The 13,997-nt window shown below is 71.4% G+C and carries 12 protein-coding genes and 4 tRNA genes; 6 read left to right on the top strand and 10 right to left on the bottom strand.

What is annotated here, in order from left to right; all coding sequences use genetic code 11:
• Window positions 1–136: 136 nt before the first annotated feature.
• Window positions 137–3,808 carry a nitrate reductase subunit alpha gene (locus tag D455_RS0127185; protein WP_017573810.1) on the bottom strand — a complete coding sequence of 1,224 codons (3,672 nt, stop codon included), beginning with the start codon at window positions 3,806–3,808 and terminating at the stop codon, window positions 137–139.
• Between the two features lie 162 nt (window positions 3,809–3,970).
• Between D455_RS0127185 and D455_RS0127180 the strand changes: the two genes are divergently transcribed.
• On the top strand, window positions 3,971–5,167 hold the full coding sequence (locus D455_RS0127180; protein ID WP_017573809.1) for an MFS transporter: 1,197 nt from the start codon (window positions 3,971–3,973) through the stop codon (window positions 5,165–5,167).
• Between the two features lie 68 nt (window positions 5,168–5,235).
• Here the strand turns inward: D455_RS0127180 and D455_RS0127175 are convergent, their stop codons facing one another.
• Both D455_RS0127175 and D455_RS0127170 read right to left on the bottom strand, forming a co-directional pair.
• On the bottom strand, window positions 5,236–5,973 hold the full coding sequence (locus D455_RS0127175; protein ID WP_017573808.1) for an rRNA methyltransferase: 738 nt from the start codon (window positions 5,971–5,973) through the stop codon (window positions 5,236–5,238).
• A gap of 121 nt (window positions 5,974–6,094) precedes the next feature.
• Window positions 6,095–6,169, bottom strand: a tRNA-Asp gene (locus D455_RS0127170).
• Window positions 6,170–6,266: 97 nt separating this feature from the next.
• Between D455_RS0127170 and D455_RS0127165 the strand changes: the two genes are divergently transcribed.
• Entirely contained in the window at window positions 6,267–6,683 is a 417-nt protein-coding gene (locus D455_RS0127165; RefSeq protein WP_017573807.1) for an RNA-binding S4 domain-containing protein, read from the top strand.
• Window positions 6,684–6,710: 27 nt separating this feature from the next.
• Window positions 6,711–7,370: a phosphotransferase gene (locus tag D455_RS0127160; RefSeq protein WP_017573806.1), complete on the top strand. Its 660-nt coding sequence runs from the start codon at window positions 6,711–6,713 to the stop codon at window positions 7,368–7,370.
• Here the strand turns inward: D455_RS0127160 and D455_RS0127155 are convergent.
• The gene (locus D455_RS0127155; protein ID WP_026123030.1) at window positions 7,356–8,153 is read right to left on the bottom strand and encodes an alpha/beta fold hydrolase; all 798 of its coding nucleotides are present in this window, start codon (window positions 8,151–8,153) and stop codon (window positions 7,356–7,358) included. The genes D455_RS0127160 and D455_RS0127155 overlap by 15 nt on opposite strands.
• A gap of 225 nt (window positions 8,154–8,378) precedes the next feature.
• On the opposite strand from D455_RS0127155, the gene D455_RS35965 reads away from it, so the two are divergent.
• A complete protein-coding gene (locus D455_RS35965) occupies window positions 8,379–8,513 on the top strand; it encodes a helix-turn-helix domain-containing protein (protein ID WP_017573804.1) in 135 nt (44 codons plus the stop codon).
• Window positions 8,514–8,658: 145 nt separating this feature from the next.
• Here D455_RS35965 and D455_RS0127145 read toward each other — a convergent pair whose 3' ends face one another.
• The 6 genes from D455_RS0127145 to D455_RS0127120 all read right to left on the bottom strand — a co-directional run bounded on the left by D455_RS0127145 (window position 8,659) and on the right by D455_RS0127120 (window position 12,275).
• A complete protein-coding gene (locus D455_RS0127145; RefSeq protein WP_206539299.1) occupies window positions 8,659–9,465 on the bottom strand; it encodes a nucleotidyltransferase domain-containing protein in 807 nt (268 codons plus the stop codon).
• Window positions 9,466–9,710: 245 nt separating this feature from the next.
• Window positions 9,711–10,106: a DUF6188 family protein gene (locus D455_RS0127140; RefSeq protein WP_026123029.1), complete on the bottom strand. Its 396-nt coding sequence runs from the start codon at window positions 10,104–10,106 to the stop codon at window positions 9,711–9,713.
• 204 nt (window positions 10,107–10,310) lie between these two features.
• Window positions 10,311–10,384 (bottom strand) — tRNA-Phe (locus D455_RS0127135).
• Between the two features lie 26 nt (window positions 10,385–10,410).
• Window positions 10,411–10,485, bottom strand: a tRNA-Asp gene (locus tag D455_RS0127130).
• An 88-nt stretch (window positions 10,486–10,573) separates the two neighbouring features.
• Window positions 10,574–10,646: transfer RNA gene (locus D455_RS0127125), tRNA-Glu, on the bottom strand.
• 96 nt (window positions 10,647–10,742) lie between these two features.
• A complete protein-coding gene (locus D455_RS0127120; protein ID WP_026123028.1) occupies window positions 10,743–12,275 on the bottom strand; it encodes a metallophosphoesterase family protein in 1,533 nt (510 codons plus the stop codon).
• A 96-nt stretch (window positions 12,276–12,371) separates the two neighbouring features.
• Between D455_RS0127120 and D455_RS0127115 the strand changes: the two genes are divergently transcribed.
• The gene (locus D455_RS0127115) at window positions 12,372–12,722 is read left to right on the top strand and encodes a metallopeptidase family protein (protein WP_017573800.1); all 351 of its coding nucleotides are present in this window, start codon (window positions 12,372–12,374) and stop codon (window positions 12,720–12,722) included.
• Window positions 12,723–13,042: 320 nt separating this feature from the next.
• Window positions 13,043–13,997: MFS transporter (locus D455_RS0127110; RefSeq protein WP_017573799.1), on the top strand; the 955-nt coding region annotated here is incomplete at its 3' end.

Below are 13,997 nucleotides of genomic sequence, written 5' to 3'. Positions count from 1 at the left end.
GAGCAGGTGTGGCAGCCGATGCACTTGTCCAGGTTCATCACCATGGCGACCTGCGCCATGACCCTGCCGATCGGCCGCCCGCCGTCGGCACCGCCGGTCCTCCCCCTCCCGGGGGCCCTCCCCGTCTGGCGTGCCATCAGTAACGCACCTCCGTGGTCCGTCTGCGCACGACGGTGACCTCGTCGCGCTGGTTTCCGGTCGGGCCGAGGTAGTTGAAGGCGAAGGAGAGCTGCGCGTACCCGCCGATGAGGTGGGTGGGCTTGACCAGGAGGCGGGTGAGCGAGTTGTGGATGCCGCCGCGCCTGCCGGTGGTCTCGCTCCTGGGCACGTCGATGGTGCGTTCCTGCACGTGGTACATGTACACGGTTCCGGTGGGCATCCGGTGGGAGACCACCAGCCGCGCCACCACCACGCCGTTGCGGTTGACCGCCTCCACCCAGTCGTTGTCGGCCGCGCCGATCGCCTCGGCGTCGGCGGTGCTCATCCAGATGGTGGGGCCGCCCCGCGAGAGGGTCTGCAACAGCAGGTTGTCCTGGTACTCGGAGTGGATGGACCACTTGGAGTGCGGGGTCAGGTAGCGCACCACGACCTCCCGCTGGCCGGTCGGCCCGATCCGGGGTTCGCCGAACAGGCGGCTGATGTCGAGTGGTGGCCGGTAGACGGGCAGGGCCTCGCCGAACTCGTGCATCCAGTCGTGGTCGACGTAGAAGTGCTGGCGTCCGGTGAGGGTGTGCCAGGGCTTGTCGTGCTCGACGTTGACGGTGAACGGCGAGTAGCGGCGGTCCGGCGCCTCCTTGCCCGACCACTCCGGGCTGCTGCCGACCGGTGTGGGGCCCCGGCGCGCGTCGGAGAAGACCACCCGGCGCTCGGCCGCGCCGTGGACCAGTTCGTCCATGTCGGTGCCGGTGCGCTCGGCGAGGCTCCGGAAGCCCTGCGCGGCCAGGCGGCCGTTGCTGGTGCCGGACAGGGCCAGGATCGTCTCGCACGCCTTGACGTCGGTGTCCAGTGACGGGCGGCCGTCGGCGACGCCGCCGCGCACGGCGCCGTTGCGTTCGCGCAGCCAGTCCACCTCCCGGTCGGGGATGAGGGACACGCCCTTGACCGGCAGCCCCCGGGACTCGGCCAGCGGCCCCAGGGAGGCCATCTTCTGCGCGACCTCCGAGTAGTTGCGGCGCACGGGCACGATGCCGGGCATGGTGCGGCCGGGGACGGGCCGTTCCCCGTCCGCCTTCCAGTCCGGCGGGACACCGTGCGGCTGGGCGAGTTCGCCGGGGGTGTCGTGCTGGTGGGGCACGGCCACCAGGTCGGTGGCCTCCCCGAGGTGCTCGGCGGCCAGGGCGCTGAACACCCTCGCCAGGGCGTGGAAGGCGTCGAAGTCGGTGCGGGTCTCCCAGGGCGGGTCGATGGCCGGGTTGAACGCGTGCACGTAGGGGTGCATGTCCGTGGTGGACAGGTCGTACTTCTCGTACCAGGTCGCGGCGGGCAGGACGATGTCGGACAGCAGGGTCGTGCTGGTCATGCGGAAGTCGACGGACAGCAGCAGGTCGAGCTTGCCCTCGGGCACCTCCTCCCGCCAGGCGACGTCGCGGGGCCGGTCGTCCGGGCCGGCGGGCTCGGCCAGCAGGTTGGAGCGGGTGCCGAGCAGGTGTCTGAGGAAGTACTCGTTGCCCTTGGCCGAGGAGCCCAGCAGGTTGGACCGCCACACGGTGAGGGTCCGCGGCCAGTTGGCGGGATCGTCGGGGTCCTCGGCGGCGAAGCGCAGGGCACCGCTCTCCAACTGGTCGGCGACGTACTCCGCGGGGTCCTGTCCGCGCTCCTCCGCCTCGCGGCCGAGCTGGATCGGGTTGCGGTCGAAGGTGGGGTGGGAGGGCATCCATCCCATCCGGGCGGATGCGGCGACCAGGTCGGCGGTGTGCTGGCCGCGCACCCTCCCCGGGCCGAGCGGTGAGGCGAGGGCGTCGGCGCGGTAGGTGTCGTAGCGCCACTGGTCGGTGTGCAGGTACCAGTAGGAGGTCCCGGCCATGAAGCGCGGCGGCCGGACCCAGTCCGCGGCGGAGGCGTACGCCGTCCACCCGGCGAGGGTCCGGCACTTCTCCTGGCCGACGTAGTGGGCCCACCCGCCGCCGTTGACGCCCTGGCAGCCGGTGAGCAGCAGCAGGGACAGGAAGGCGCGGTAGGCGTTCTCGCCGTGGAACCACTGGTTGGTGCCCGCGCCGAGGATGATCATGGCCCGGCCGCCGGAGGCCTCGGCGGTGTCGGCGAACTCACGGGCGATGCGGGCCGCGCGGTCGGCGGGGACCCCGGTGAGCTCCTCCTGCCAGGCGGGGGTGCAGGGTCCGGCGGGATCGTCGTAGCCGGTGGGCCAGGTACCGGGCAGACCGGGCCGGTGTACCCCGTACTGGGCCAGCACCAGGTCGAAGACGGTGGTGACGAGGCGGTCGCCGACCCTGCGGACCGGGACGCCGCGGGTGACGGCCTCGGCGGTGCCGCCGGGGGCGTCGAAGCGGTTGAGGGCGACCTCGACGGCCTCCCCCTCGTGGAGGGTGAGGGCGGGGACACGGCCCTCCAGGTCCAGGTTCCACCTGCCGACTCCGGCGTCGCCCCAGCGGTGGCCGATGGTGCCGTTGGGCGCGACGGGCGCGTCCTCGCCCTCCGGCCAGACCATCGGCTTCCACACGGCGTTCTCCCCGGTGTCGCCCAGATCGGCCGCGGTGAGGAACTTGCCGGGGACGAGTCGGCCGCCGCGATCGTCGAGGGACACGAGGAACGGCAGGTCGGTGTAGCGGCGCACGTAGTCGTCGAAGCGCGGTGTGGTGCGGTCGACGAACCGCTCCCTGAGGATCACGTGTCCCATGGCCATCGCCAGGGCCCCGTCCGTGCCCGGGTGGGGCGCCAGCCACTCGTCGGCGAACTTGGTGGCGTCGCTGTAGTCGGGTGAGACGACGACGACCTTCTGACCGCGGTAACGGGCCTCGGCCATCCAGTGGGCGTCGGGGGTGCGGGTGACGGGAACGTTGGAGCCCCACAGCACGAGGTAGGCGGCGTCCCACCAGTCGCCGGACTCGGGGACGTCGGTCTGGTCGCCGAACACCTGCGGGGAGGCGACGGGCAGGTCGGCGTACCAGTCGTAGAACGACAGCATGGAGCCGCCGATCAGGTTCACGAAGCGCGCTCCCACGCCGTGGGAGACCATCGACATCGCGGGGATCGGGGAGAACCCGGCGACGCGGTCGGGGCCGTACCTCCTGATGGTGAGCACGTGCGACGCGGCGGCGATCTCCAGGGCCTCGTCCCAGGTGACCCGGACCAGGCCGCCCTTGCCCCGGGCCCGATGGTAGCGGCGGCGTTTGGCGGGGTCGGTGGTGATCTCCTCCCAGGCCGCCACCGGGTCGCCGAGGCGTCCGCGCGCCTCCCGGTACATCTCGACGAGAACGCCGCGGGCGTAGGGGAAGCGGACCCGGGTCGGTGAATAGGTGTACCAGGAGAAAGCGGCTCCGCGCGGGCATCCGCGCGGTTCGTATTCGGGGCGGTCCGGGCCGACGGAGGGGTAGTCGGTGGCCTGGGTCTCCCAGGTGATGATTCCGTCTTTGACATAAACATTCCAGGAACAGGAGCCGGTGCAGTTCACGCCGTGCGTGGAACGGACCACGCGGTCGTGGCTCCACCGGTCGCGGTAGAAGGCGTCACCCTGACGCCCGCCCTTCCTGACCTGGGCGCGGTTACCGTCCAGCGGCTGCGAGCGGGTCAGGTACGACCCCAGCCCCAGAAGGGCGTCACCGGCGCCGTCGCCTTTACTCTTCGCCGCCATACGGAGAACCCCCCATTTACCGCCCCTTGCATTTCCCGTGGAGGGCATTCCCGGACCCCACCACATTCCGTTAACAAATATGCCTTCTCCGGCGTGAGAAAAGGCGCATCACACACCGGATCGGTGACAATCGCCTGGAACGGCCAAGGAAAGGAGCCGTACATGCGTACGGGATCAGGGGAGCGGGCGACACGTCCGGGGACCGCGAGCGCCAACCTCGCGCTGGCGACCACGGCGTTCACCCTGACCTTCTGGGCGTGGAACCTCATCGGCCCCCTGTCGCGCACCTACACCGAGAGCCTGGGTCTGACACCCACGCAGACGTCGATCCTGGTGGCGTTCCCCGTGCTGGTGGGCGCTCTGGGGCGCATCCCCGTGGGCGCGCTGACCGACCGCCACGGCGGACGGCTGATGTTCACGGTCCTGTGCTTCGTGAGCATCGTGCCGACGTTCCTGGTGGGGATCTCGGGAGACTCCTACGGGATGCTCCTGCTGTGGGGCTTCTTCCTGGGCGTGGCCGGTACGTCGTTCGCGGTCGGCATCCCCTTCGTGAACGCGTGGTACCAGGCGAACCGGCGCGGGTTCGCCACGGGCGTGTTCGGCGCGGGGATGGGCGGCACCGCGCTGTCGTCGTTCCTCACACCGTGGCTGGTGAACGCCGTGGGGCTCCTGACCACGCACCTGCTGGTGTGCGCCGCGCTGGCGGTCATGGGCGTGGTGATGTGGCTGTTCAGCCGGGACGCGCCGACGTGGACACCGCGCGGGGAACCCGCGCTGCCGCGCATGCGCGAGGCACTGCGGCTGAAGGCGACCTGGCAGGCGTCGCTGCTGTACGCGGTGGCCTTCGGGGGTTTCGTCGCCTTCTCCACCTACCTGCCGACACTGCTGACGCTGGGGTACGAGTACGCGCAGACCGACGCGGGCCTGCGCACCGCCGGGTTCGCGATCGCCGCCGTGGCCGCGCGGCCGGTCGGCGGCGTCCTGTCGGACCGGATCGGTCCGGTGAGGGTGTGCCTGGTCTCGTTCGTCGGCACGTGCGTGTTCGCGGTCGTACTGGCCCTGCACCCGCCCGCGGAGTTCCCGGCCGGTGCGGCGTTCGTGCTGATCGCGCTGTCCCTCGGCCTGGGCACGGGAGCCGTGTTCGCGCTGGTCGCGAAACTGGTGGAGCCGTCGAGGGTCGGCACGGTCACCGGCCTGGTGGGCGCGGCCGGTGGGCTGGGCGGTTACTTCCCGCCGCTGCTCATGGGCGCCGTGTACCAGGCGACGGGCGACTACGCGCTGGGTTTCGTGCTGCTGGCGGTGGTCTCGCTGGCGGTGGCCCTGTACACCTGGCGGGCCTTCCGCGACGTGCGGGGATGAGGCCTCCCGGAACCGTTACCGGCGTGGCGCGAGAGCTCTGAACCGCGCTGATCCCGGCATCCTCCCGATCACCGCGTCGACGCGATGTCGCGGGCGCGGACCAGCGCCGCGGCCCGGTTGCCGACCTTCACCCGTTCCAGTGCGCGCACGCCCTCGGGCAGCGCGATCCGCCGCGTGCGGGCCGTCACCACCACGACGGCGTGCTCGGGCAGCACCCGCCCCAGGGAACCCAGCAGCCCCCGCATCGGCTGCTCCGCACCGCCGGGAACGGCACCCGCCCACCGGGTCATCTCGCCGTAGGGCACGTCCGTCACGACCAGGTCGGCGTCCACGGGGTCCTCCGGGGAGAACACGTCCGCCACCGCCGTGTCGTGGGGCAGGTCGCCGCCCTGCGCGGCCAGCCCCGCCGCCAGGTCGCGGGTGGCCTCGGCACGCTCCACGAAGGCCACCCGGCCGAAGTCCCGGGCGGACCGGCGCAGTTCCTCCTCGCGCTCCACGAGCCCCTCGGCCGTCAGCAGCCGCAGGTTGCGCGCGGCCAGGGCGACCGCGTCGGCGTCCACGTCCGTGGCGCGGACGTGGGTGAGGCGTTCCCGGTGCAGGAAGCCGAGCACGGTCACCAGGTAACCGCTGCCGCAGCACGGGTCCCACAGGCGCACGGGCCCCTCCCCGGTGTGCACCATCGCCCGCTGGAACAGCTCGCTGGCCAGCCGCACCGGGAAGCCCGGAAAGCCCGGCGCGGACCGCAGCACGTGTCCGCTCGCCAGGGCCGAGTGGTCGGTCCGCTCGACGGCGTACCGGTAGCCCAAGGTCCCTCCTCCTGTGCTCGGTGCCCTCCGCCCCGCGGACCGTTCGCGGCGCCGCGAACGGTCCGCACCGGCCGGGAAACGCCGAAGGCCCGGTGCCTGCCGACACCGGGCCTTCCTCATGCGGTCCTGACGGGATTTGAACCCGCGGCCTCCACCTTGACAGGGTGGCGAGCACTCCTAACTGCTCCACAGGACCTCGCTGCTGGTACAACTCTAGCGCGACTTCGGAGTACTTCGTACCGGTGGCCGCCTAGAGTGGCGGAGAGCGCAGGGGACAGAGGGAGGAAACCGGCGTGAACGAGTCATCGGCGCCGCTGCCGTCGGGCCCGGAGAGCACCCGGGTCGACCGCTGGCTGTGGGCCGTGCGCCTCACCAAGACGCGTTCGGACGCCGCTCAGGCCTGTCGTGGCGGACACGTGCGCGTCAACGACCGCCCGGCCAAGCCCGCCACGGCGGTCAGGGTCGGCGACGAGGTCCGGGTCCGGCTGCACGGGACCACGCGCACGGTCGACGTGAGCCATGTCATAGCCAAGCGCGTGGGCGCGCCGATCGCCACGCGCTGCTACGTCGACAGGACGCCCACCCCTCCGCCGGAGGCGACCATGCCCGTCATCAGGCGGGACCGGGGCGCGGGGCGACCGACCAAGCGCGACCGCCGCATGCTGGACAGGCTCCGCAACGACCTCCCGCCGGGCCCTCCCCTGTCCTGACGCGGGTGGCGGGACTAGCCTCTCCGCATGACCGAACCCTCCTTACTCGCCTCCGGGCGCGACGCCGACGTCTTCGCGCTCGACGAGCACACCGTGCTGCGCCGCAACCGGGACGGCCGCAGCCCCGCACGGGAAGCCGCCGTGATGGCGCACGCCGCCGCGCACGGCTACCCCGTGCCCGCCGTGCACCGGGTCGAGGGGCCCGACCTGGTGATGGAGCGCCTGTACGGGCACACCATGCTGCACGCCGGGCTGTCGGGGTCGATGGACGCCGAGGACATGGGCCGGACGCTGGCCGGCCTCCAGGGCAGGCTGCACCGGCTGCCCGCGCCCTCGGGGACCGGCGGCCTGCTGCACATGGACCTACACCCGGACAACGTCGTGCTCACCCCGGCCGGACCGGTGGTGATCGACTGGACCAACGCCGGGGAGGGGGATCCGGACCTGGACGTGGCGATGACGGCGCTGATCTTCGCGCAGGTCGCCCTGAGCGCACCGCCTCCGCTGTCCGAGGTGGCCGCGCGGGGGCTGGAACCCTTTCTTCGCCACACCGCGGGAGACCCCGTCCGACTGCTGGACCGGGTCGCGGACATGCGCGCCGGGGATCCGAACCAGACCCCCGAGGAGCGCGCGGTCAGGGAGAGGGCGACCGGCCTCGTCCGTTCGCTCCGGTCAACCGCGCGCTGAGACCGGGTGCGCCGCGAGGAAGTCCAGCACCTCGTGCGTGGCCTTGTCCCCGCCCTCGTGCAGGTAGCCGTGGCGCGTGCCGGGCAGGACCAGCAACCGGGCGCCGGGGATCCGTTCCGCGAGGAGGGCGGCGTTGCCTACCGGGGTGAGGAGGTCGTCCTCACCGTGCACGACCAGGGTCGGCGCCTGGACCGAGGGCAGCAGGTCCCAGCCGTCGTAGCCCGAGCTCGCGCCGAAGTGCAGGCGCTGGGCCCGCAGCGGTCCGCGCGGCAGGACGCGGGTGACCGTGTCGGGGTGGGCGGCGGCCCACGCGGGGGTGTAGAAGAGCTCGGCGATCATGTCGCGTCCGGCCGCCGTACTGGCCTGGCGCAGCGCGAGGGTGGAGGATCTGGGGCGTTCGACCTCGTTGCTCCCACCGGGCGCCGTGGCCCCCAGGACGAGCGCGCCGAGGCGTTCGGGCGCCGTGGCGGCGAAGGTCTGGGCGACCTTCCCGCCCATGGAGAACCCGTAGACGTGCGTCCGGGTGATCTCCAGCGCGTCCAGGACGGCGAGGGCGTCGTTCACGAACAGCTCGAAGGTGTAGGGCTCGTCGAGGGGCGCGTCGCTGCCGCCGGTACCGCGGAAGTCCATCCGCACGACCCTGTGGTGTTCGGCCAGATCGGCGTGCACCCCGTCCCACATCTCGTGGTCGAGGGACTGCCCGTTGAGGAGCAGGAGGGGGTCCCCCTGTCCGCAGGCGTCGTACCAGATCCGGGTTCCGTCAGCGGTGGTCACGTGGCTCACGGATCCGGACACTACCCGAAGAACCAGACATGCGACGGGGACGTTCCCACTCTGCGGCGGGGGCGGGGGGACGCGGCCGCCCGAGGTCGCCGCCACCGCCCACAGGGCCGTTCAGGAGTCGCCGGCCAGCGCCGCACGGCGGACGCGGGGGTCGGGCGCCGTCGGGGTGCTCCGGAACGGGGAGGAGACCGCCGTGGGGGTCACCGACGACGCCCCCGGGTCCTGGTGGCCGGCGAACCGTTCATCTCCCCGGGCACGATGAGGGGACACGTGTCCGGCGGCCGGACCCGCCTCGGTCTGCGCAACCGCGTCGAGATCGCCGCCTGGGCCCGGGAGAAGCGGCCGATGGACACCGGTTGAGGGCGGGGCCGCCCCCGCGCTCCCCGGAAACCGTACGACGCCTCGGGCTTCTGCGGCAACGACGGCTGGCAGACCTGGCAGAGCTCCGACTTCCCGGAGCACGCCTACACGGTGTGTTGGCGGTACCTGTGAACCGGCGTCGGCTTCATCCCCGGGCCTGCTTCCGGCCGTGCACGGCCGTGTACTCGTCGGCGAGCCAGGGAGCCAGGTCCCCGAGGACCTCCTCGACCACGTCCGTGGCCGACCGCGGTGTGCGTGCCGCGGTCGCCGCGAACCGCATCGGACGTGCCCTCGCGGGGTAGTAGCGGCCGAAGACCTCGGCGCTCTCGTCCAGGTCGCTCGTCCAGCCACCCCAGCGGGGCATGACCAGCGTGAACCCGGTCCGGACCACCCGGCGGGTGACGCGCCTGCACAGGGACCGGCGTTCGGCGTCCGTGCGCGCGGCGCGCGCCTCCCTCCGCCAGCGGGCCAGCGCCGTGTGCAGGTCGCCGTTGGTCTCGCGGGCGAGCAGGGAGGTCGGCCGGTACGGGGGCAGCCGCTCGGCGAGGTCCGGTCCGAGCAGCGGGGTGCACAGGCAGGCGACGAAGAAGCCCCCGTCGTGGCGTTCGAGATCGCTGAGCAGTGTGCCGACCCCGCTCACCAGGACTCCGGCCCCGTCCACCTGGGCGAAGGCGGTGTCGATTTCCTCCCCCAGCGCGGCGGCCCTTGAGCGGTCGGTCCCGGTCGGTTCCTCCGCGAGGACCGCCAGCAGGTCGAGGTCCGAGACTCCGGGCACGGCGGTGCCCCGGGGGATGCTGCCGTAGAGGTAGGCGCTGTGCAGGCGGTCGCCGAACACCCGGGGGACCCTGGCGCGGACGGCGTCCACGACCGGGGCGAAGGCCGGGGGGACCCGCGCCAGCGAGCCCTCACGCGCGATCGTCCCGTCCCGGTTCAGCCCTCGCCTGGTGCCCATGGGTGCACTGTGCCGCATGCGGGCCGCCGTGGCGACCGCTTTTCCCGGGCCCGGAACCGTCGTCGTGCCGCGTCAGGACGCCAACCAGCGCGGCCGTCAGCCGCGCTCGGGGCAGGGCGGCAGCGCTCGCGCCTCGCCTGTCTGAGGCTCATGGACGGAAGGTGTGCGGCGGAAGGGCCCGCAGCCGGCCTGAGGCCGTCCCAGCGCTCACCAGGCTTCCCACAGCCCGACCGGGCCTCTGCTGATCAGTGCTGCCAGCCGTCTTCCCCGCCCGGTCCCACCAGGACGGGACCGAACCCGGAACCGGTGAGGCTCCACGACTCGTGGTCGGGGTCCGGCTCGACACCCAGCCCCGCGCCGTCGTCGAAACGAATGCGCAGAGTGCCGGAACCCGTGACCTCGACCTCGGTGACGGTCCTGGCGAACAGGCCGAGCAGCGGTGCCAGCCGGGTACCGGTCCCCGGCGACAGGACGACCTGTCCGCCACCCGCATCCGTCAGGGACAGCGCGGTCTCGATGACGAGTTCGCCGTCGAGGCGGACCCGGCCGTCGGGGCCGTGGCCGGTGAAGGTGATCCTGACCTGGTGGTCGAAGGCCGTTCGCGTGATCTGAGCACCGACCAACTCCACGGGGACTTTCACCGCACCTCCAGCCGTGTTCCACCATGCGCCGAAGGCCACCGACCACGCGGCCCGGGAGTGGGAAGCAGTGTGGGCAGACGCTCGGACGTGGCCGCGCATTGGCCGCAGGCACCCGCCGAGACCCGCCGCCGTCCATCGACCAACGCAAAGGCCCCGCCGCCTGCTTCCGCAGGTGGCGGGGCCTCTTCGCATGTCTGCTGAAAGTGGCTAGGGGCGGGGTCGAACCGCCGACCTTCCGCTTTTCAGGCGGACGCTCGTACCAACTGAGCTACCTAGCCACGTCGCCGAAGTGGCTCGGCGACAGCGGTCCTGACGGGATTTGAACCCGCGGCCTCCACCTTGACAGGGTGGCGAGCACTCCTAACTGCTCCACAGGACCTTGTTCTGTTGTGGCGCCGGACCCGGGGGCCCGCGCCTGGCTGCGGTTCTCATTCTGCCAGACATCCGACAGTGCTCGAACCGCCTCGTACCCCCAACGGGATTCGAACCCGCGCTACCGCCTTGAAAGGGCGGCGTCCTAGGCCGCTAGACGATGGGGGCCCGTGTGACAGGTCAAGCATAGGGGAGATCCCCAACCAACACCAAAGCGATTCCCCCGATCGGCCGACACCTCCCCCACCTGCGCCGACGCATCCGTCAGGGACTGCGCTCCCCTCCGCTCGGTTCCTCCTCCGGTTCCTCGGTGGAATCCCCCACCAGGCGCTGCGGGTCAGCCTCGATATGCCGCTCGACCTGCGCCGACGTGAGCCCGATACCGCCCAGGTCGATGTCGTCGCGGGCCTGGAGGCGCCCCGTCTCGGCGTCGAAGTACAGCACCGACGCCTGGTACGGGGTCGGCTGATCGGAACCGTGATCCAGACCACGTACACCGGCGCCGCCGGTGGACCCCTGTTCGAGGAACCTGGTGCCCAGGTCGGTGAGTTCTGTGGACCGCAGGCGCGAGTCGCCGGTCAGGACCAGGGGAACGACCCCGTCGAAGGCCTCCGCCTGCGTGCGCGTGTGCATCACGGCCACGTCCACGTCCTCACGGGAGTCGATCACCTCCTGGGCCTCCTCCTCACCCTGCGCGGCCACCTCGGCGTCGGTGGGGTTGATCCGGGTCGGGTCCGGCAGGAACCTGGGATCCCCCGATCCGTAGAAGGTCAGGCCGCCCACCTCCTGGATCCCGCCGTCCAGCACCACGGCGTTCTCCTGCGCCGCCACCGCGCGCTGCGTCCCCATGGAGTCGTGCTGACCGCGCACCCACACGTACGGGACGTCCAGCGTGCCGATCTCGTCGGCGAACGCGTCCTCGGCCGCGCTGCCCCGGGCGGTGAGGTCCCCGGAGTCGACCACCATGTCGACCTTGTACTGGTCCAGGAGCGTGCGGATGATGCTCCACGAGGCCGGGTTCAGCTGGACGTCGGACACGTGCAGCACACTGATGACCGACTCGTCCTTCTCGTACACGGGAAGGGTGGAGGTCGCCTCGTAGATCATCGCCACGTTGCCGATCAGCCCCGCCAGCTGTTCCTGGTACTGGCTGAACCGGCCCACCACCTCCTCGGCGTCGCCCACCACCTGCGGCGCTCCGGCGATCAGACCCGTGTAGCGGGGCTCGGCGATGGCGCTGGGGTTGAAGGTCCTGGCGGCGACGGCGCCGGACGCCACGAGCACGCACAGCGCCACCAGGGCACTCGCCAGGGCCCGCCACACGTTCCGGAAGAGCAGCAGTCCCACCAGGGCGGCGCCCAGGACCGCGGCGACCGCCGAGCGCACCAGCAGGTCGATCACGCCCTGGCGCAGGTCGGAACCGATCCCCGCGGCCATGCGGTTGATGGCGTCGGGATCGGCGAAGACCCTCTCCGCCGCGGACAGGCGGATGTTGGAGATCCGGGCCTCGAGCTTGATGGGAGCACTGTGGGTGTCGAAGGACAACTGCCCGAGGGGGGCCACGTCGACGACCGTCTCACCGCGCCACTGGGGGCTCAGCCCCAGGGTGACGTCCGCCGGGCCGATGGGGGTGACCACCTGGCCGCCCAGGGCCAGGCCCAGCCAGCCACCGGCCAGGCCCGCCACGACGACGCACGCCCACCTCCACGCACGCCCCGCGCGCAGCCGGTCGAAGGTGCCGCGGAGCCGCCGGAGGGCCCCGCGGAAGTCGTACTTGCGGATCACTTCCCAAGACAACACGCCTCCATCATGCCGCCCCCGGAGCCGTCTCCCGTGTTTCCTCCCCTTCCAGAGTGTTATGTCGCTTCCGACCAACCGCGTGCAGGCAGCACAATGGCAGACGTGGTGGAACTGACACGCAGGGACTTCGAGGAACTGGTCGCCGACGCCCTGGACCAGATCCCGCCCGAGCTGGCGGAACTGATGGACAACGTGGTGATCACCGTCGAGGACGAGTCCCCGGACGGCCTGCTCGGCCTGTACGAGGGCATCCCGCTGACCGAGCGCGGTGACACCTATTTCGGTGTGCTCCCCGACCAGATCTTCATCTACCGGCGCAACATCTGCGCCTTCTGCGAGACGCCCGAACAGGTGGTCGAAGAGGTGCTCGTGACCGTGGTGCACGAGATCGCCCACCACTTCGGGATCGACGACTCCCGCCTGGGGGAGCTCGGCTGGGGCTGACCCGCGCACGCCCATCCCTCCGAGCGGCGGACAATGACACACGCGCAACTACTCTCGGTGCTCGGAATCCCACCTAATGCGCATAACCGACATTGGGCTTCACGCCGGAAATTTACTCCCCCCAACCCCTCACCAGGGCGGACAATCCGTCCATGACGTCCGACGGCACGGCCGAATCCGTCCAGCATTCCTCACACTCAGCAACGAATCAGACACGAATTCCCCGGAACGACTTGCGACGAAGCTCACCTTCCGGAACTGTTGGTTATTGGGACACGACACAGCGTGATTACAACCCTGTAACAGTAAGGGAGTGCCGGGTGGCCAATCCGCGCCTCGACAACACACCTGACAACGGAGACCACGAGTCTTCGAGCGCCCCCGAGAACGACGACTGGCGGAGCAGCTACCGCGACGTCATGGCGATCGGCGAGTTCCGGTCCGTCTGGCTCGCCCACGCACTCTCGATGATCGGCACGAACCTGCTGAACATCGCCACCAGCGTCCTCGTCTTCCAGATCACCGGCTCCGCGCTCGCCGCGGGCGTCACCCTGGCCCTGACCTTCCTGCCACCGATCATCAGCCCCCTCATCGCGGGCCTCGCCGACCTCTTCCCGCGCCGCCGCGTCATGATCGCCTGCGACCTCGCGCGCGCGTTCGTCATCGTGCTCATCGGCATCCCCGGCATGCCGATCTGGGCCGTCTGGATACTGCTGTTCTGCTCGGTGGTGCCGTCGATCCCCTTCGCCGCGGCCCGCGCGGCGATGATGGCGGAGATCGTCCAGGGTGAGCGCTACGTGGCGAGCACGGCCATCATCCAGCTCACCACGCAGATCGGCATGCTCGCCGGTCTGGTCGCCGGAGGCCTGATCGTCTCCTTCATCGGCCCCAACATCACCGTGATGTCGACCGGCGGCCTCTTCGTGCTGTCCGCGCTCATCGTGCTGCTGGGGGTCAGGGCCCGCCCCTCGCCCCGTGGTGAGAAGGAGGACCGCCCCGGGTTCGTCGAGATGACCCGCGACGGCGCCAAGCTCGTCTTCGCCGACCGGCGGCTGCGCACCCTGGCGCTGCTCGCCTGGCTCGCCGGTCTGTACGGCATCCCCTACGGGTTGGCCAACCCGATGGCCGCCGAACTCGACGCGGGTGCCGCCGCGGCCGGGTTCATCATGGCGGGCTCGTCGGTCGGCGCCTTCCTCGGCGGACTCGTCCTCACGCGGTTCATCCCGCCACCCACCCGTATGCGCCTGCTCGGCCCGCTGGCGGTGCTCACCTGTG

The organism is Nocardiopsis halotolerans DSM 44410 (assembly GCF_000341065.1).
Classification (GTDB): domain Bacteria; phylum Actinomycetota; class Actinomycetes; order Streptosporangiales; family Streptosporangiaceae; genus Nocardiopsis; species Nocardiopsis halotolerans.
Note: the sequence above shows the minus strand (reverse complement) of the source record. Positions and strands in the feature narration are given on the sequence as shown.

Bases quoted from the DNA above. Each gene is read 5' to 3' on its own strand.
- D455_RS0127185 (WP_017573810.1), bottom strand. From the start codon at position 3,808: ATGGCGGCGAAGAGTAAAGGCGACGGCGCCGGTGACGCCCTTCTGGGG.
- D455_RS0127180 (WP_017573809.1), top strand. From the start codon at position 3,971: ATGCGTACGGGATCAGGGGAGCGGGCGACACGTCCGGGGACCGCGAGC.
- D455_RS0127160 (WP_017573806.1), top strand. From the start codon at position 6,711: ATGACCGAACCCTCCTTACTCGCCTCCGGGCGCGACGCCGACGTCTTC.
- D455_RS0127145 (WP_206539299.1), bottom strand. From the start codon at position 9,465: ATGGGCACCAGGCGAGGGCTGAACCGGGACGGGACGATCGCGCGTGAG.
- D455_RS0127115 (WP_017573800.1), top strand. From the start codon at position 12,372: ATGGCAGACGTGGTGGAACTGACACGCAGGGACTTCGAGGAACTGGTC.